This window comes from Desulfovibrio diazotrophicus, assembly GCF_902498985.2.
GTDB classification, from domain to species: Bacteria; Desulfobacterota; Desulfovibrionia; order Desulfovibrionales; family Desulfovibrionaceae; genus Desulfovibrio; species Desulfovibrio legallii.
Window position 1 is genome coordinate 755,818 of sequence record NZ_OX346397.1, and the last position, 18,758, is coordinate 774,575.

16 protein-coding genes are annotated in these 18,758 nt (G+C 63.9%); 6 read left to right on the top strand and 10 right to left on the bottom strand.

Going from position 1 to position 18,758, the window contains the following annotated elements:
- Positions 1-21 precede the first annotated feature (21 nt).
- On the bottom strand, positions 22-930 hold the full coding sequence (locus tag J7I12_RS03310; protein ID WP_118228982.1) for a glutamate/aspartate ABC transporter substrate-binding protein: 909 nt from the start codon (positions 928-930) through the stop codon (positions 22-24).
- A 419-nt stretch (positions 931-1,349) separates the two neighbouring features.
- Here J7I12_RS03310 and J7I12_RS03315 point away from each other — a divergent pair, with 419 nt between their 5' ends.
- The 3 genes from J7I12_RS03315 to J7I12_RS03325 all read left to right on the top strand — a co-directional run bounded on the left by J7I12_RS03315 (position 1,350) and on the right by J7I12_RS03325 (position 5,714).
- Positions 1,350-3,938 (top strand): ABC transporter permease, encoded by a 2,589-nt coding sequence (locus tag J7I12_RS03315; protein WP_208360882.1) that lies wholly within the window; start codon positions 1,350-1,352, stop codon positions 3,936-3,938.
- 329 nt (positions 3,939-4,267) lie between these two features.
- Positions 4,268-5,182 (top strand): Tim44 domain-containing protein, encoded by a 915-nt coding sequence (locus J7I12_RS03320; protein ID WP_208360880.1) that lies wholly within the window; start codon positions 4,268-4,270, stop codon positions 5,180-5,182.
- A 136-nt stretch (positions 5,183-5,318) separates the two neighbouring features.
- Positions 5,319-5,714, top strand: coding sequence for a PaaI family thioesterase (locus tag J7I12_RS03325; RefSeq protein WP_208360878.1), 396 nt, complete (start codon positions 5,319-5,321; stop codon positions 5,712-5,714).
- A gap of 327 nt (positions 5,715-6,041) precedes the next feature.
- On the opposite strand, the gene J7I12_RS03330 is transcribed toward J7I12_RS03325, so the two are convergent.
- From J7I12_RS03330 to mgtE, 9 genes are all read right to left on the bottom strand, one after another.
- A complete protein-coding gene (locus tag J7I12_RS03330) occupies positions 6,042-7,196 on the bottom strand; it encodes a hybrid sensor histidine kinase/response regulator (RefSeq protein WP_118228985.1) in 1,155 nt (384 codons plus the stop codon).
- 170 nt (positions 7,197-7,366) lie between these two features.
- Positions 7,367-7,840, bottom strand: a complete 474-nt coding sequence (locus J7I12_RS03335) for a response regulator (RefSeq protein ID WP_118228986.1) — start codon at positions 7,838-7,840, stop codon at positions 7,367-7,369.
- 38 nt (positions 7,841-7,878) lie between these two features.
- Positions 7,879-8,544: a histidine kinase gene (locus tag J7I12_RS03340; RefSeq protein WP_118228987.1), complete on the bottom strand. Its 666-nt coding sequence runs from the start codon at positions 8,542-8,544 to the stop codon at positions 7,879-7,881.
- Positions 8,541-8,942, bottom strand: a complete 402-nt coding sequence (locus tag J7I12_RS03345) for a response regulator transcription factor (protein ID WP_118228988.1) — start codon at positions 8,940-8,942, stop codon at positions 8,541-8,543. Before J7I12_RS03345 ends, J7I12_RS03340 begins: the two co-directional genes overlap by 4 nt.
- A gap of 1 nt (position 8,943) precedes the next feature.
- Positions 8,944-10,701, bottom strand: a complete 1,758-nt coding sequence (locus tag J7I12_RS03350; protein WP_208360876.1) for a sensor histidine kinase — start codon at positions 10,699-10,701, stop codon at positions 8,944-8,946.
- Between the two features lie 143 nt (positions 10,702-10,844).
- Positions 10,845-11,276: a DUF1634 domain-containing protein gene (locus J7I12_RS03355; RefSeq protein ID WP_118228990.1), complete on the bottom strand. Its 432-nt coding sequence runs from the start codon at positions 11,274-11,276 to the stop codon at positions 10,845-10,847.
- 26 nt (positions 11,277-11,302) lie between these two features.
- Entirely contained in the window at positions 11,303-12,412 is a 1,110-nt protein-coding gene (locus J7I12_RS03360; protein WP_236031469.1) for a sulfite exporter TauE/SafE family protein, read from the bottom strand.
- Positions 12,413-12,619: 207 nt separating this feature from the next.
- The gene (locus J7I12_RS03365) at positions 12,620-13,303 is read right to left on the bottom strand and encodes a LuxR C-terminal-related transcriptional regulator (protein WP_118228991.1); all 684 of its coding nucleotides are present in this window, start codon (positions 13,301-13,303) and stop codon (positions 12,620-12,622) included.
- 58 nt (positions 13,304-13,361) lie between these two features.
- Complete coding sequence (mgtE, locus tag J7I12_RS03370) at positions 13,362-14,954, bottom strand: magnesium transporter (RefSeq protein WP_236031466.1); 1,593 nt, start codon at positions 14,952-14,954, stop codon at positions 13,362-13,364.
- Between the two features lie 235 nt (positions 14,955-15,189).
- Between mgtE and nadC the strand changes: the two genes are divergently transcribed.
- Genes nadC through nadB form a run of 3 tightly spaced genes read left to right on the top strand, consistent with a single transcriptional unit; the run spans position 15,190 to position 18,746 of the window.
- Complete coding sequence (nadC, locus tag J7I12_RS03375; protein WP_118228992.1) at positions 15,190-16,062, top strand: carboxylating nicotinate-nucleotide diphosphorylase; 873 nt, start codon at positions 15,190-15,192, stop codon at positions 16,060-16,062.
- 28 nt (positions 16,063-16,090) lie between these two features.
- Complete coding sequence (locus J7I12_RS03380; RefSeq protein WP_208360874.1) at positions 16,091-17,137, top strand: quinolinate synthase; 1,047 nt, start codon at positions 16,091-16,093, stop codon at positions 17,135-17,137.
- A 7-nt stretch (positions 17,138-17,144) separates the two neighbouring features.
- The gene (gene nadB / locus J7I12_RS03385; RefSeq protein ID WP_118228994.1) at positions 17,145-18,746 is read left to right on the top strand and encodes an L-aspartate oxidase; all 1,602 of its coding nucleotides are present in this window, start codon (positions 17,145-17,147) and stop codon (positions 18,744-18,746) included.
- Positions 18,747-18,758: the final 12 nt, after the last annotated feature.

Below are 18,758 nucleotides of genomic sequence, written 5' to 3' on the forward strand. Positions count from 1 at the left end.
ACCGGCCCGCGCGCCGCACGGTTAATCCAACGCCTTGTCGTTGGGCGCTTTAAACAGCGTCCTCATTTCTTTGGACATTTCAAAGTTCATGTTCATCCCCTTGGGCGGGATGGGCTGCATGAACCAACGCTGATAAGACTTTTCCGCCACGCCGGAAAGCTGCATTTCGGCAATGACGTCGTCCACCAGTTTCTTGAAGGGGGCATCCCCCTTGCGCACCATGCAGCCGTAGGCTTCATAGCTTTGGGGCGTGCCAACGATGGCCCATTGGGCGGGGTTTTTGGCCTTGGCGCGCTCGCCGGCCAGCAGGGCGTCGTCGATGAAGAAGGCCACGGCGCGGCCCGATTCCACCGTACGGAAGGCATCACCGTGGTCTTTGACGCTGATGATATGGATACCCAGCTTTTTTTCGTCATTCATCTTGTTGAGCAGCTTTTCAGAAGTGGTGCCGGCAGTGACGGCCACGTTCTTGCCCTTGAGATCGTCAAAATCTTTGATGCCGGAATTTTTGTCCACCAGAAGGCGCGTGCCCACAATGAAGAATGTGTTGGAAAAATCCACCTGCTGCTGGCGCTCGCGGTTGTTGGTGGTGGAGCCGCATTCAAAGTCGAAGGTGCCGTTCTGCAGCAGCGGGATGCGGTTCTGCGAGGTGATGGGCACGTAGCGCACCTTGAGGTTGGGCATATTCAGCTTTTTTTTGACGGCGGCCACGACCTTGTCGGAGTAATCCTGAGCGTAGCCCACCACGTTCTGCTGCAGGTCATAATACGAAAAAGGCACAGAAGATTCCCGATGCCCAACTGTTATAATGCCGGTATCTTTGATTTTTTTTAGCGTTCCGGTCAATTCCTCGGCCTGGGTCCCACCGCTCTGCGCGGGCACAAGCAGCAGTGCCGCCAGAGCAGCCAGGGCAAATTTTTTCCAATTCATGAATGCCTCCTCAAAGATGACGTTGCCGACAAGGGGGCCCCTTGCCGTGGGCACAGCCGCCGCCGATGCGCCCGGCAGGGGCTCTGCGCGCAGTATACGGCACAATATGACATGTTGGAAGAAAAAGTACAATAACCGCCGTCGCCGCTGCGGCGGTTGTCCAAAGGCGGCAAAAACCCTCTCTTCTGCCCTGTCAGTGTCCTGAATTGGAGCGACCTTGTCAATATGTTGCCAATCTGCATACTTAGAGATTTTTTTCTCAATCCGCACGGCATCTTTTTTTCAGAGCGCACACGCCCCTCCCTTGCGCGCTCGCCGCCCGCGCTCGACCTCGCTGGCATTTTCTGCTAGTCACTACCACTAGCAACTGCGTTGGCGATTTTTTTACGGCCGCCGCACAACCTCAACCTGGATACGCCATGGAAACCTCCGCCCATCCTCCGGTTCCCGCCTTTTCTTTCCGGCGCATGGCCGGTCTGGATCAGGCCCTGCTGCTTGCCGACGACGAATGGCGTCACCTTGACCGCCTTGACCCCAAGCTCTGGATGGCTTTGAGCTGCCCCACCGAAGGGCTGGAATTTGACACCGCCACCCTGCGCCTGCTGGACGAAGACGGGGACGGACGCATCCGCGCCGCCGACCTGCTGGCCGCTGTGGCCTGGGTCTGCCAGCGGGTTAAACGCCCTTCCCGTCTGCGGGAGCGCGCCCCGGACCTGCCCCTGGACAACCTGCGCGAAGACACGCCTGAAGGCGCGGAAGTGCTGGCCGCCGCCCGCCTGGTGCTTGCCACGGCCAACGCGGAAGGCGCTGCGGCAGTTGCGCGGGAGCAGATTGCCGCCGCTCTGGCCGCCGCCGCCGAATATCCCTACAACGGCGACGGCGTGCTGCCGCCCTGCTCAGTGCCGTCTGATCAGGCGGATGTAGCCCGCTTCATCAGCCTGGGCATGGCCATGGCGGGAGCCAAACGTGACGATTCCGGCCTGCCCGGCCTTGATTTGCCTCTGGCCCAAGAGATCCGCGCCCGCCTGCAGCAGGCCCGGGACTGGCGTGCCCAGGTGCGTGGGGCCGCGCTGCCCCTGGGCGCAGCCACAGAAGAGGCTTGGACGCTGCTCCAGAAAATCTCCCCCAAGATCGACGATTATTTTACCCGTTGCCGGATGGCAGACTTTACGCCCGCCGCCCTGCCCTCCCTCAATGAGGAAGGCGAAGCTGCCGCAGACGGCGAAGAGGCCCTGCTCTCGTTAGAGACCCTGCGGCGCCGCCCCCTGGCCCGCATTGTGCCGGGCCGTTCCCTGCTGGACGCCGCGCGTGGCGTGAATCCCGCCTGGGAGGAAGATTTGCGCGCTTTTGGTCGGCTTTTTGCACCCCTGCTGCCGCAGAAAGAAGGCGAAGCATGGTCTCTGGACGCCGCAACCTGGCGCGCCCTCAAGGAACGCTTCGCGCCCTACGCCGCCCTGCTGGCCCAGCGCCCAACACAACCGGCCGCCCCCGAAGAGGCCGCGCCCGCAACTTTTGCCCGGCCCGACCTGCCCGCCCTGGCTGCTGCCCCTGCCGGCGACCCGCTGGGACGGGCTTTTTTACCCCGTGCGCCGCAGGAGGCCCTGGACGCCGTGACGGATGCGGATTTGGACGCCCTGCTTGCCAACAACGTATGGCAGGGCTTTCTGGCCTGCCTGGAGCGCGAAAAAGCCGCACCGCGTCTGGATTCCCTGCGCGCTCTGGAAAAGCTGCTGCTTCTGCACGCCCACCTCTATACCCTGCTCATGAACTTTCTTTCCTTTGCCGATTTTTATGAGCCGGGCCAGCGCGCCATTTTTCTGGCCGGCACGTTGTACATGGACAGCCGCTCCTGCTCCCTGTGCGTGCCCGTAGCCGATGTAGAAGGCCATATGGCCCTCGCCGCGCAAAGCCACCTTTGTCTGCTCTACTGCCAGTGCACCCGCCAGACCGCCCAGGGCGCGACGCAAACCGCACAGATCGCCGCCGCCCTGACCGCGGGGGGCACCGCCGCCCTGGTCAAAGGCCGCCACGGCGTGTTTGTGGACAATGCCGGGCAGATCTGGGACTGCGCCCTGCTGCGCGTGGTGCACAATCCCATCAGCCTCAAGGAAGCCGTGTGGGCCCCCTACGTACGCTTTGCCAATCTTGTGGGCGAGCAAATGCAAAAACTGGTAGCCGCCAAGGACAAAGCCGTGGCCACAGCCACGACCAAAACCGCCGGTTCCCTGGCTTCAGGAGCCGTGGCCCCCACGCCGCCACCGGCTGCGGCTGCGGCCAAACCGCCGTTTGACATAGCCAAGAGCGCGGGCATCTTCGCCGCCCTCAGCGTAGGCATCAGTATGGTCAGCGCCTCCTTCGCCTACATTGCCAAGTCCCTGTTCTCCCTGGGTTGGTGGTGGCCGCTGGCCCTGGCCGGGCTGTTTGTCTGCATTTCCGGCCCCTCCACCTTGCTGGCCTGGTTCAAGCTGCGGCGGCGCAGCCTTGGTCCTCTGCTGGACGCCTCCGGCTGGGCCGTCAACACAGGTGCGCCCATTAACCTGAGCCTGGGCGCCTGCCTCACGCGTGAAGGCAGCATGCCCCCCGGCGCGCAACGCTCACTGGACGATCCTTACGGCCTGCCTGCCCGCCTGGGCCAAGGCAGATCACGGGCCTTGACAGCCGTAGCGCTCATCCTGCTTCTGCTGGGCGCGGCCCTGGCCGCCAGCTGGGTCTGGCGAGACAATCTGCCCCCCTGGTTGGGCACGCGCCTGCCCTGGGCGCAAAGCGTTGCACAGCAACCAGACGCTGCCGCCAAGGGGGATGCGGCCAAAAAGACAGCTGTCAAACCAGAGGCCGCCACAGCCAAAGCCGCACAAAAGGACACAACGGATGCGGCCAAAACCGAGGGAGGCCAGCCGGAGGCCTCTGCGGCTCAGGTTGACTCCAAGACCGGGCACAAGGACAAGGCCGCCCCAGCCGCTGCACCATCGCCCCTGGACAAGCTGCTGCCGCTGCAAAAAGCCCCCTAATGCATTGCAACTTTTGGAATATGCATTCTCAAACTCTTTACTACGCACACCGTGGCGCGTAACTGTGCATATACACTGCGTTTGCACCTGCATGACTGACTTCTGTTCACGCAGTCGCCAGAACAACTTCAAAATGATATTGCTCTAGCTGCCTCGGCGTTGTGTAATACTCCAGGTTTTTCTTTGTTTGCGTAAGCGGCCGCCGCAGCCCCTGGGCCCGGCGGCCGCTCTTGCTTTCTGCTGGAAGATGCGTATATGTATACTGCCACATGGCGCAACTATTCTGCCGCCGCCCACAAGCGGCCTTCACCCCTTTTCCCGGAGATGTCATGAAACGTAGCGTGCTTCTGGCCGCACTGCTGGTCTGCTGCTGTGCCCTCCTGCTTACTGTGACCGAAACCACGGAAGCCGCCCGGCTGGGCGGCGGACGTTCGTTTGGCGGCAAGCCGTTTATGAGCACACCCGCACCCGCCCGTCCTCAAACCGCCCCAAGCAGACCGGGCCCGGCCGTTAACCAGAACCGGCCACAGCAGCAACAGCCCGCTGCCGGCGCTGCCCGGCCCGGCCTTTTCGGCGGCATGGGCGGCCTCATGGGCGGGCTGCTGGCCGGCACGCTTATCGGTTCCCTGCTTTCGGGCCACGGTTTTGCCGGCGGCGGCTTTATGGATATCCTCATTTTCGGCCTGCTCATCTATTTTGGTCTGAAGCTCTTTGCCCGCTTCCGCAGAGCGCCGTCTCCGGTCGGGGCCGGTCAGGGGCCAGCCGCTACGGACGAACCCTTCCGGCGTGAGGGCGCCGACGGTTGGGGCGCCTTGCGCAGCACGGCTGCGGCCACGGGCGGAACAACGGAAGACGCGCCGCCCGTTTCCGTTCCTCAGGGCTTTGATGTGGAAGAATTTCTGCGTGGGGCCAAGATGGCCTATAACCGCCTGCAGCAGGCCTGGGACAAACGAGATATGGCCGACATCGCTCAATTTGCCACCCAGGCTGTGCAGGAGGAAGTACGCCGCCAGATGGAGGCGGACCCTACCTCCGGCAGCACGGAGCTGCTCTTGGTCAACGCCCACCTGCTGGGCGTTGAGAACGACGGGCCGGACCAGTATGCCCAGGTCTTTTTTGATGTGCTGCTGCGGGAAGACCCCGCCCAGCAAGCGCCCACCTCCGTGCGTGAGGTATGGCACTTTGTGCGGCCCGTGGCGGGTGGCATGTGGAAGCTGGACGGCATTCAGCAGGTGGAAGGCTAAGCCCTGACGTTCTTCCGGGAGGGGCCTGTGCCCCCCCCCCTGTTTCGCCGACAAAGCCCAAAAGCAAACAAAAAGCACTGCCGTGCGCGGGCTGCAGTTACTTTGCGGCCCGCGCCTTTCGGCTGGAGAACTGTGTATGGAAAACTATGTGGCAAAACACGACAAACTCATGCGTCTGCTCCAGATGCGCATTGAAAGCGCCACGCCGGAACACGCCGTGGTCACCATGCCCCTTACCCCTGACCACCGCAACGGCATGGGCTTTGCCCACGGCGGGGCCATCTTTTCCCTGGCCGACGTGGCCTTCGGTGCAGCGGCCAATGCCGGCAAGCTGACCGGCGTGGTGAGCCTTTCCACGGCCATCGAATTTCTGCGCCCCGGCAAAACCGGCCCCCTGCGCGCCGAAGCCATTGCCGTACGCCGCGGCGCGCACATCCAGAGCTATGACGTCATGGTCTATGACAGTGATGGATCTCTCATTGCCCGCTGCATGGCTTCCGGCTACCAGACTGACATTGCCCTGCCCGCATAGCAGAGCGAACAGTGTTTTCGCAGAGGAATGGGGATTTGTAGAAAACGTTATTTTTCATATAAATGCACCTAGCCTCCCCTGCGCAAAGAAAACGGCGGATTTTTGCGGATTACGGACTTGAGTCCGCTGCACGCAAAAATCCGCCGCTGTCATCACGAGCGCAAAAAGTTGTTTTTTGTCCAAACGGGACGATAGCGCGTCAGCTCGCCGTTATGCGGGCTGCGCAGCTGCCGCCCTTTCGTCCCGTTTTGCCGGGTGAGGAACGCTTGCGCCTCCACGCCGGGCGTCTGTTTGTGCAACCGCCAGGGCATTGCAACATGCAATGCCCTATGCGTCCGCCAGAGGCAGACTGAGGCAAAAACTGGCCCCCCCTTCGGGGCGGTTGACGGCCGTCAGCGCGCCATTGCGGGCCTGAGCCAGCGAACGGGCCACGGCCAGGCCCAGGCCTGCATACCGGCCTAGGGACTGCCCCTGTCCAGAGGTCTGGTCCGGCGTCTGCGGGCGGCTTTGCAGCGTCCGCGTGCTGAAGAAGGGTTCAAAGATATGAGGCAAAACTTCGGCCGCAATGCCGGGGCCGTTGTCCTCCACCCAGAGGTCGTACCAGCCCCGATCCTGCGCCGCCTCCCGACGCACGGATCCCCGTATGTGCAACGTCCCGCCTTGCGGCATGGCGTCCAGCGCATTTTCCACCAGATGCAGCAGAATCTGACGCAGTTCCGGCAGGGATCCCAACGGCCGGGCCGGGCCGTCCGGCAGGGCAATGCGGCAGACCACGCCGCTCTGCTCCACACGGGCGTGCAAGAGCTCCAGTACCGCGTCTATGGCAGCAGCCACGTCCAGGGGGCCGGTGCGCGGGTCCAGGCCGTGCCCCACCATGAGCAGCTTTCTGGTAATTTCACGTACGCGCAGACTCTGCGTGCGGATGAGGGCCACGGCCTCACGCGCCTCGTCCACTTCGGGCAGGGCCGCGGCTTCGGGCGCGTCCAGACAGTCCCGCACCAGGCCAGCGGCCTGCACAATGATGTTCAGAGGGTTGTTGACCTCGTGGGCCACGCCTTCAGCCACCCGGCCCAGACTGCGCCAACGGGCGGCCTCGGCCAGCCGGGCGGCCTCCTCCCTGGCGCGGGCGCGCTCGTCGGCCTTGCGGCATTCGGCCAGCACATCGTCCAGACGTACAGGCTTGGAAAGCCAGTTCAGCGCCCCACGCCGCATGGCCTGTACGGCTTTACCCATGTCTGCTGCGCCGGAGAGCATGACCACATCCGTGCGCGGATATTTTTCACGTAAAACTTTAAGCAGCGCCACGCCGTCCATGCCCGGCAGGCCCACATCCAGAAAGATCAGATCGCAATCCTGCCGTTCCAAAGAGGCCAACGCCTCCGGGGCATCCGCCGCCGTGGCCGTTTCCACGCCGCGCAGGCTGAGGCGCTCCGCCAGGGGGCGGGCAAAGGCGGCCTCGTCGTCCACAATAAGCACCCGCATGGGTCAAGCCCTCCGCAGTCAGTGCTGCCCGCCCTGTGTCCCGGCCCTCTCTGCCCACAGCGCCGGGCAGGAAGGCCAAGGCGAATCCTGGGGGGCTCAAGCCCCCCAGACCACCGGAGGCGGCTTGCAACACCAGACCGTGTTCCACATCCGTATGCCGTTGCGCCGCGTCATTTATTGTGTTCGTCCAGGACGTCCTTTTCGTTCAACACGTCGCGGGCGGCGTCAAAATCGCCGCCTTCGGCCAGAGAAACGGCCACCATGGCGTTTTCCACCTTGTCGCGATAGGCCATGCGGATGCTGCTCAGCAGCTCGTCGATGTCCATGGGCTTTTTAAGGAAGTTGTACGCGCCCATGCGGTAGGCCGTCTGCTCTTCCGCATCCCCGCCGTGGCCGGTGAGGATGATGACCTGCACCTGCGGATTGCTTTTCTTTACATTGCGCAGCACTTCAAAGCCGTCCATGCCGGGCATGCGCAGGTCCAGAACGATGACGTCCGTGGGTTGCTCCACGGCCTTGAGGGCCTGCGGCCCGTCGTAAGCCACGCGCGCCTCAAAGCCGCGCATGGACAAGCGTTCGGCCAGGGTGTCCACAAACTGCTTTTCGTCGTCCACAAGCAAAATTTTGATGTCTTCTTTGGTCATGGAACCATGCTCCTTGCAGGCCCGCCAGCACGGGCCGGTTATGCGCCCTCGCCAGCGCAGGCCGAAATGGAAAGAAAAAACCGCTGCCCCGCGTCCCGCCAGGGCATGAGCGCCGCCCGCCAGCCGGGCCTGAGGCCGTCCAGCAGAGGGCTGCCGGTCATGACTGAAAAAGCCATCTCCCGATTGGGGCCCTCCGTCACTTCCACAATAATGCCCTCTTCTTTCTGCCGCTGCCCCGCCGCAAAACGCAGGGTCACCTGCCCGCCCACGGAGGCGCAGAGGTCAAAAACTTCCAACAGCGCGCGCAACACGGCCAGGGCAGGCACCGGAGCCCACACGGGCTCTTCCGTTTCGCGGTACTCCAGTTTGATCTGCGCGGCTCGCGCGTGCCGCGCCGCCAACAGGCAGAAGGTGCGGCAGACCCGCGCCAGATCGCAGGGGCCGGCGCTGTCCGCGCTTTCCGCGCCGCCGGCCTGGGCCATGTGGTCCATGCCCTCGGCCAAAGCTGCGCCCTGAACCACCGCCCGCTGCACTTCGCTCAGGGCTGTGGCAAGCCGCTCGTGCCGGGCCGCCCCCCCCTCGCGGGCCGCCAAGGCGGCCAGGTCCTGCGCCAGCCCCGCTGATTCACGGATAACGGCCAGCACATTGCGCATGTCGTGGACAGCCGAGGCCAGCAGTCTGGCCATGCACTGACTCTCGTTCATGGACGCCCTCCCCCGCTGTCGTCGGCGCCGGCCGCGCCTTCACGGGCGGCAGCCTGCACAGCCGCCAGAAAGTCCCTGAAGGCCAGGGGTTTAGTCAGGCAGGCCGAAGCCTGGGCCAGGGGGCAGACGCCATTGTCGTCCACGGCCTCGTGCCCGGTGAGCACAATGACGGGCAGGCCGGGATGGGCGGCTTTGAGGCGATGCAAGGCCTCGTCCCCGGAAAGGCCGGGCATGAGCAGGTCCAGCACGGCCACGTCGGGGGTATCTTTGTCCGCCTCTTGCAGGGCGCTCAGTCCGTCATAAACCACGCGGACGTCATAGCCGCGCAGGCGCAGGCGTTCCGCCAGGGTATCCACAAAGTCTTTTTCGTCGTCAGCCAACAGTATGCGCAAGGCCATGCTACACCTCCCCCGCGCCTTCGGGAGGGGTCAGGGGCAGGGTTACCCGCACGGTGCTGCCCTTGCCCTCTTCACTCTCCACATGGATGTCGCCGCCCAGGCGACGTACAATGCCGTAGGTGATGAACATGCCGAGGCCCGTACCCTTGTCTTTTTTAGTGGAATAGAAGGGCTCAAAGATATGCCGGAGCACGTCGGGCGACATGCCTTTGCCGTTGTCGCTCACGGCCACTTCCAACCCCTGCGGGCCAAGCGCGGTGCAGACGACCTTAATGAAGCGTCCATTGTCCGGACCGCCCGCGCGCTCCACTGTCGCCACGGCGTCCAGGGCGTTGCCCAGGATGTTCAGAAAGATCTGTTGCAGCTCGCCCCTGTCCGAAACAATTTCTGGCAAATCCTGCGGCAAGTCCGCCTCCAGGCGCACCCCCCGGTTTTTGGCCTCGCGCTCCAGAAAGCTCATGGTTTCGGTAATTACTTCCTCCACATGCAGGCTCTGGCGGTTGGCCTCCATGCGTCGGGCAAAGCCCAGCAGGCGGTGGGTAATGCCGCGGGCGCGCTCCACCGTGCTCTCGATACTGGTCAGCAAAGCGGAAAAACGCTCCTTGTCCGCAGGGTCGCTGACCACTTTGCCCATATCCAGCAAATCCTGGGCCAGGCCCGCTTTTTCATAAATAACGGCCAGGGGGTTGTTGACCTCGTGGGCCACGCCCGCAGCCAGTCGGCCGATGGAAGAAAGTTTCTGGTTGTGCTCCATCTGGGCAAACACGGCCACCCGTCGCTCGTCGCTGGCCTGCAGCCGGTTGATCAGGTGCTTCATGAGAAAGTGCGAAACCAGCACGATAAGGGCCACGCCGCCGCAGAGCACCAGCAAAAGTTCGGTGCGCAGGGCCGACCAGGGACGAAAAGCATCGGCCACGGGCTTGACGGCCAGGAGCATGAACTCCGTGCCCGCCAGGGTGCAGGAGGCCACCATGAGGTTGCGGCCAGAGGCGTCAGTTATGCGGCGCACCACAGTTTCGTGCGAGGCCGGCGGCAGAGACAGGGGCAGGGTTTCCAGAGCCTTGCCGTAGAGATTGGAATCGGTCTGCAGCACGCCTTCGCGGTCCACCAGAAAAACGTCTGTGTCCTGCTCCGGCCCCACGGTGGAAACGATCTGCTGCACACGCAACGTATCCGTAGCCACACGCAGGGTCCAGGACTGGCCGCTTTCCTGCAGCCGATGCACGGCCACCACCAGGTGCGGGTAGCCCCGGTAGCCCAGGAAGGCGTTGCTCAGATAGCGACCCTTGATTTCGGCCTCCCGCAACCAGGGTTTGCCAGCGTAGTCCGCGCCCTTGAGCTTATACGGCCCCACATACCCCACCTGACGGCCTTCGGCGTCCACCAGTCCCATATCCACAAAGCCCTGAAACTCGCTCTTGAGGGACAGAAAAACCCGGTTGAGGGTGCGTTCGTCCGCCAGATCCTCAAAGGTATAGGCGTGCGCCAGGAAGCCCACGGTGGAGACCCGTTCGCCCAAATACAGCTCCAGAGCCGCCTGGGATTTGCGGGCCAGGGCATAAACCGGGCTTTCCATCTCCCGCCCCAGGGTGCGTGTATACTGCAGATGGCTGATGGCCGAAAGCAGCAAGAGCGGCGTAACGGAAACGGCCACCATAAGCAGCGTCATAAGCCGCCGCAGAGAACGGTAACGCCCCGGCGAAATATCTTCCGGCACTTCCAGCAGATGACCGAAAGACTGTTTGAGAATGGCGAACATGGGCTCCTCCTGGTCTGCGCCGCAAGCTGGGGTGTCACAACCGTTTTTGCGTCACAGCGGGTCTCGGGACGGCGCGCGCCGGGCCGGGCTGTGGGGACGGCCGCCAGAGCGGCCGCCGCAAGGCCACAGCCCCAAGGCTGCGGCTAGTGTCCGCCGGCCACCAGGATGCCGGAGGCCGCCAGACTGAGCACCAGCACTTCGGCGATGGCAATGCTCATCATAAGCCACTCCTTGTGCTTGGCCAGGGTCCAGGCCAACTGAATGAAGCAGAAGATGGTCAGCGCCGCCAGAAAGGCTATGCCTACGAAGTTGCATATATCGCCCTTGGCCACCAAGGCAAGCCACCCCCAGCCCTGGGGGATGTTCCCGGCCGCGCGGTATTCGGCCGCGCTGTGGGTCCACAACCGGGGCAGTTCGTCCAGGGGGATCTGGGGCGTCAGCACGCCGAAGACATACAGCGCGTAGGTGATAAGCATAATGATAAAGCCCAGCAGCGCGCCGTAAAACAGCGTGTCCGCATAGCGCAGTTGCGCTGGCGAAGCCTTGATTTCGTTCCGCAAGTCTTTGGTCTGCATTTGTATACTCCCTTATATATCCGGACTTACCAGCCCAGTCCCTTGAGCAGGGCCTTGGCCCCGGAGAAGAAGAGCACGATAATGACCATATACCGGATGAACTTGGGCTTGGCCACGGCCAGAAGACGCACACCCACCACGGATCCCAGCATAAGCCCCACGATGGAGGGCACAGCCATGAGCGGGATGACGCAGCCCTGATTCAGATAGACCCAGGCGGCGGAAGTATCGGTGATGGAGAGCAGGAACTTGGAAGTGCCCACGCCCACCTTGAGGGGAACGCCCATGAGCAGGTTGAGCACTGGCACGTTGGCCCAGCCGGCTCCCAGACCGAACATGCCGGCCATGATGCCGATGGCAATAAAGAGCAGCAAACCCACCAGGGTGCGGTGGGTTTTCCACTCCACCACTTCGCCGGTGCTGGGTTCCAGAAACACGCCGTTCATGCCCAAGGCCAGGCCCACGGCATCCTGTTTGGTCACCACGGGACGCACGGAGTTTTTGGACATGAGCAGCAGTACGGCAATGCCCAGAATGGTCGCGCCAAGGCAGGTCTGTACTACATTGGTGGGCAGAGCCAGACCCAGCATGGCGCCCACAATGGCGCAGGCTGAGGCAATGAGCGCCACGGGCAGGGCCAGACGCAGGTTGGCGAAGTTACGCCGCAACAGACCGGGACCGGCGGCCAGCGCGCCCGCCAGGGCCACCAGCAGACCCGCGCCGCGCACGAAGTCCAGATGGAAGGGAAAGAAGCCGCTGACCAGAGGCACAAACAGAACGCCGCCGCCCACGCCGGCCATCACCGCGATAATGCCGAGGATAAAGCAGAAAAACAGCAGTGCCGTGGGCCAGAACCACCAGGGGTGGTTGTCCACTGGCGCCAGATCGGGCGTCTGGGTGGCCGGAGGCGTGGCCCCCTCCGGCGCGACCTGCAGGGTCGTGCCTGCGGCGTCCGGTGCGGCCGTCGCGGCCGGATCGTTTTGCGCCGCTACCTGGACTGCGGGCGTGGCGGCACTTTGCGCCCATGCTCCCACGGGCCCCGCCAGAAGCAGCAGCAAAGCCACCATAAGCGGCCACAGCCGCCGTGCCCCAAACCTTGCCCCCAGAACAGGGGCCGCACTCAAATCACACGCCATTGTATCCCCCTTGCGGCCAGATGCCGATGCGTTGTTTCTGACAAAGCCAGACTAGCCTCCGGCAAGGGCCTGGGCCATCGGGAGTTTCCTGATTTGTGAATTTTTGCCTAAGGGTTTTCCCCAATAGGGGGGCGCCGCCAGATGGGCGCATGGCGCCACGGCGGCGTCAGGAACGCCGCCCATAATGGGGCTGCCCCCTGGCTGCAGCTAAACTTTGACCAGACCGTGGCGGATGGCGATTTTGACCAGATCGCCCACGGAAGCGGCCTTGAGCTTGGTGAGCAGATTGTACTTATGGGTTTCCACTGTTTTGGGGCTGATGAACAGCTCGCCAGCAATGGCCTTGACGCTTTTGCCGTCCGCCAGCAGGCGAAAAATCTGCTTTTCGCGCGGGGAAAGGGCGCGCAGATCGGCGGCGGCGTCGCCCACGGCGCTGTCGGCGGCGCGGCGCTCGCGCAGCAGGGCGGCCATGCGCCCGCCGGGGTCGGGAAAGGTCACAAAAATTTCACCCCGCCGCACGCTTTCAATGGCTCGCAGCAGTACGCCCGGCGGTTCGGACTTGCGCACATGGCCCATGATGCCCAGGTCCACCAGTTCCGGCAGCCAACGCTGGTCCTCAAGGCCGGTATAGACCACAATGCGGACGCGGGGCTGCACTTCCAGTACGGCCCTGCCCGTCTCCACCCCATTCATGCCCGGCAGGCCCAGGTCCAGCACCACCAGATGCGGCGAGAGCGCGGCGGCCAAGGCCACGGCCTCGCCGCCGCTGCAGGCCATGCCCACCACCCGCAGATGCCCGTAAGGGGCTAGCAGGCTGCGCACGCCCTCCATAAGCAGTTTATGGTCGTCCACCAGCAGGATGCGGCAGACTTCGCCCGGTGTTTCCGGCATATGCGGCTGCGCTCCCCGGCAACGGTCCCGCCGGACCACACGACGGCGGCGGCCTGGGTTAAAGGATGAACAGCGTGGCCAGCCCCAGAAAGATAAAAAAACCCGCGCCATCGGTAATGGTGGTCAGAAAAATGCTGGACGCCTGCGCCGGGTCGCGCCCCAGGGCGCGGAAGAGCAGCGGAATGGAGCCGCCCGCCACCGCGCCCAGCAACATATCGCAGAGCAGCGCGCCGCCCATGACGCCCCCCACCTTGGCCTGCCCGGTAAACCACCACGCCGCGCAGAAGGCCGTGACGGCCATGACCATGCCGGTGACGATGCCGATCTTGCCTTCGCGCAGTACGGCCATCCAGGCTTTCTTCTGGTCAAAGCGGTCTGTGGCCAGCTGGCGGATCATGACGGCCAGGGCCTGTTGGCCCGTATTGCCCGCCTGGTTGGCCACCATGGGCATGAGCACGGCCAGCACGGCCATCTGGGCGATGGAACCTTCAAACATATAGACCACGGAAGCGGAAAGAGCGGAATTGATCATATTCACAAACAGCCAGGGCAGACGTTTGCGCACACTCTCCTTCCAGGGGGTGTCCACGCTTTCTTCCGGGTCCGCGCCCACCATGCCCAGCATGTCTGCGCTGGCTTCCTCGTGCATGATGTCCATGATATCGTCGTAGGTCACCACGCCCATAATATGCCCTTCGTTGTCCACCACGGGCATGGCCATATAATTGTAGTGCGAAAGCAGGCTGGCCACTTCGCGCTTGTCCGTATCGTAGGTGACGCTCACCACGCTCTGCCCGGCCACGGCATCGCCCACCACTGTGCCGGGGCGCGCCAGCATGAGGTCGCGCAGAGAAAGCACGCCCACCAGCACATGCTGGGCGTCCACCACATAGGCGTAGTACGGACTTTCCTTGTCGGCCATTTCGCTGCGGATATGGGCAATGGCCTCGTCCGCCGTAAAATTTTTTTCCAGCAGGATAAGCTCGGTATTCATGACGCCGCCGGCCGAGTCCGGGTCAAAGTTGAGCAGGCTGCGCAGTTCTTCGGAGCTCTCGCGGGTCAGCCGGCCCAGCAGGGCGTCGCGCCGGTCGGCGTCCAGTTCGTCCAGCACGTCGGCGGCGTCGTCCGGGGACATTTCGGCGATAATCTGGGCGGCCACGTCATCGTCCAGATTTTCCAGCACGTCCACGGCCATATTTTCGTCCAGCTCGGCCAGAGCCTCGGCGGCCTCCTCCTTAGGCATGCGCCGCAGGGTGCTGACCTGCTTTTCCAGGCTCAGATTCTCCAGATGGTCGGCCATGTCCGCCGGGTGGACAAATTCCGCGTCAGTATAGGCGGCGGCGTCCACACGGGTGTTTTCGCGCTCCAGGTCGGCCACTTCAGCGTCGCCGGCCTCGGCATTGTCCTGCACAACCGGGACGATGGGCGGCGCTTCAGGTGCGGGCGCGGGCGAAAGGGCTGAGGCGATATCGGAAGAAGGGACAGTGGTTGCGCACGGCTGGGGAAAAGAGGCTGGCGAAGAAGCCGGAATGTCGACGACCGTCCTCTCCGGCGCGGGAGAGGATTGCGCCCCCGCGTCGCCCTGGGCAGATGGGGCAACACGGTCTTCCTGAGAAAAAACAGTAGATTTTTCGGTGCGGAGGTCAGCCATACACGTCAGTACCCTGGTACGTTACGAATCAAAAAACAACGCCGTCGCGGACGCTTGCGCCCATAGGCACACAGCTTGACGCGCGCCACGGGGCATTCTAAGTAAGGTGTCAGAAACCCGGCAAGCCTGCAAAGGCCTGCTGCAACCCTATGCCAACCGGCGCGCCGTCCAGGGGTTCCGGCCCGTTGACGGGCGCCTTTTCACTTAGCACGCGGAAGCGGAGGGGACAAGCGCAATGTTCACGTCATGGGCCGCCTTCTTTACCCCTGAAGGCCGGCCGCTGCTACAAAAGGCCATTGCCCTGGCCCTGGAAGAGGACGGCCCGGAGCTTACCGCCCGGGCCCTGTTTGCGCCCGATGCGCAACTGCACGCGGTCATCCGGGCCAAGGAAGCCACCCTGGTGGTGGGCCTGCCCGTTATCGGCGAAGTGCTGCGCGCTCTCGACGCGCCCTTCCACTGGCAAGCGCTGGCCCCGGAGGCCGGCGCCGTGCCCGCCATGACAGAAGTGGCCCGCATCACGGCTCCGGCCGAACCCCTGCTCAAGGCCGAGCGGGTCATCCTCAATTTCATCACCCACCTTTCGGGCATTGCCAACCTCACGGCCCGCTACGTACGGGAACTGGAAGGCACGGGCGTACGCCTGCTGGACACGCGCAAAACCACCCCCGGCCTGCGCTGGCCGGAGAAATACGCCGTCCAAGCGGGCGGCGGCTGCAACCACCGCATCAACCTGGCGCAAATGCTCATGCTCAAAGATAACCACATTGACGCGGCGGGTTCCATTGCCGCTGCCGTGGCCGCCCTGCGCGCGCGGTACGCGCCCTGCCCGCCCATAGAGGTGGAATGCCGCACCCCGGGCCACGTGCGCGAGGCCCTGGCCGCCGGGGTGGAACGCGTCATGATGGACAACATGGAGGGCGCGGCCCTTGCCCAGGCGCTGGCGCTGGTTCCACCTGAAGTGGAAGCCGAAGTGAGCGGCGGCGTGCGCCTGGAAAACATCCGCGCCATTGCCCTGACCCAACCGCGTCGGCCCGATTTTATTTCCGTGGGCAGACTTACCCACTCCGCCGTGGCCGCCGACTTCAGCATGACCCTGCTTCCGGCCTGACCGGGCCGTTTTTTTCAAGGACAGTATTATGGAAGATTTGCACGCCGCCATCACGCGCCTCAAGGAGCGTCTGGGCGCAAGCCTCTGTATTATGGGGCACCACTACCAGAATGACGCTGTGGTGCGTCACTGCGACATCACCGGCGATTCTCTGGAACTGGCCCGCCGGGTGCCCTCGGTGGCGGCCGAACACATTGTCTTTTGCGGCGTCTATTTCATGGGCGAATCGGCCGCCCTGCTGGCCAAGCCCGGCCAACACGTCTACCTGCCCAGTCTGGACGCGGACTGCCTCATGTCCCGCATGACGCCGGCCCCCCTAGCCCGCAAGGTGCTGGAAGAGCTCACCGCCCAGGGCCGCAAGGTGGTGCCCCTGGCCTACGTCAATACTGACCTGGCCCTCAAGGCCGTGGTGGGCGAGTACGGCGGGGCCGTGTGCACTTCAGCCAATGCCGCCACCATGCTGCGCTGGGCGCTGGACCAGGGCGACAGCGTACTTTTTTTGCCGGACAGGCATCTGGGCGACAATACGGCCACGGGCCTGGGCATTGCGCCAGCGGACCGACACGTGCTGCGCATCGGCTCCAAAGGGCTGGTCGCTCCCGATACGCAGGCTCTGGACAGAAAGCTGCTGCTCTGGCCGGGCTGTTGCGCCATCCACGCCCGCTTCGAGCCGCAGGACATCCTGGATATGCGCGCCGCCCACCCCGGCTGCCGGGTCATTGCCCACCCCGAATGCCGTGAAGAGGTGGTGGCCCTCTGCGACGGGGCCGGATCCACATCCTACCTCATCAAGGAGGCCGCCCGCGTGGCCAGCGAAAACCCCGGCAGCACGCTGGTTATTGCCACGGAAAACAATCTGGTGCGCCGCCTGGCGGCCCGCCACGCCGGGCAGTGCGACATAATCCCCCTGGGACACGCCATCTGTGGCAACATGGCCAAGGTGACGGAAAAAAAACTTTATGATATATTGAGGCGCATTGCGGACGGCGCCGCCACCCCGCTGGTTGTGGAGAAGGCCCTTTGTCCCCCCGCCCGCCTCTCCCTAACCCGCATGCTCCAGGCCTGCGGACTGTGAGGAAGCTATGAGCACTCCCACCCGGCGGCATGTGCCCGTGCTGATCATCGGCTCCGGCGTTGCCGGCTGCACGGCGGCCCTTACCCTGGCCGACGCCGGTCATGACGTTCTGCTGATCAATGCAGGCGAAGACTTGGCCGACGGCAATTCCGAACTGGCTCAGGGCGGCATCATCTACCGTGCCGCCCCCTCAACGGCCATTCCCGACGACGCCCGCGCTCTGGAAAAAGACATTCTGGTGGCCGGGCACGACTACAACTATCGCAAGGCCGTGCGTTACCTCTGCCGCCAGGGCCCGCGCTGCGTGGAACGCATGCTGATGGAGCGCGCGGGCGTGGAATTTGACCGCAACCCCGACGGCAGCTTCAACCTTACGCGGGAGGGGGGGCACGCCGCCCCGCGCATCCTGCACCGGGCCGATTACTCCGGCAAGGCCATCATGGACGGCCTCACCGCCCAGGTGCGCAAACATCCGCGCATCACCAGACTGCACCGTCGTGCGGCCATCGACCTCCTGACCAGTCACCACCAGGCCAGAACCTCGCAGTACCGCTACGAGGTGGGCAACCGTTGCCTGGGCGCCTATGTGCTCAACGAAGAAAGCGGCGAACCGGAAACCATCCTGGCCGACTGGACCGTGCTGGCTACCGGCGGCGTGGGGCAGGTTTTTCTGCATTCCACCAACACACCGGGCTGCGTGGGCACGAGCGTTTCCATGGCCTTCCGCGCCGGTGTGGCCCTGGCCAATCTGGAATTTATGCAGTTCCACCCCACGGCGCTCTATGAAGAACGCACCAACCGCCGCTCCCTCATCACCGAGGCCATGCGCGGCGAGGGAGCCCGCCTGCTGGATCAGAAAGGCCACGCCTTTATGCGCAATTACGACCCCAGGGGGGACCTGGCCCCTCGCGACGTAGTGGCCCAGGCCATGATGGAAGAAATGCTCCACAGCGGCGCGCCCTGCTTGTTCCTGGACGTGAGCTGCGTGAAGCAGGATCTGCCCACGCGCTTTCCCACGGTATTTGAAACCTGCCGCCAGGCCGGCATCGACATCCGCAAAGAGCCCATCCCCGTGGTGCCCGCCGCCCACTACTTCTGCGGCGGCGTGCTTACGGACATCAACGGCCGCACCTCCATGCGCGGGCTGTACGCCGTCGGCGAATGCGCCTGCACGGGCTTACACGGGGCCAACCGTCTGGCCAGCACGTCCCTTCTGGAGGCCTTGGTCTGGGGCATGAGCTGCGGCAAGGATCTGGCCCGGCGCTGCACGTCCGAGCGCGGCCTGCCCACAGCTTTGGCCAGGGCCATCCCTGACTGGCAGCACGAAGGCAACGAGCGCAACGACGACCCGGCCCTGGTGGCCCAGGACTGGACCAACATCCGCAACACCATGTGGAACTATGTGGGCATTTCGCGCACTGAAGCCCGATTGCGCCGCGCCTTTGAAGACATGCGCGATCAGGTGCGCCATATCCACGATTTTTACAAACGCACCCATATTTCACGACGTTTGGTGGACCTCTTCCACGGTTCGCAGACGGCCTACGCCATCACCCAGGCCGCCATGCGCAACCGCACAAGTCTGGGCTGCCACCACAGGGTGGACTGACGCGCGGACAAG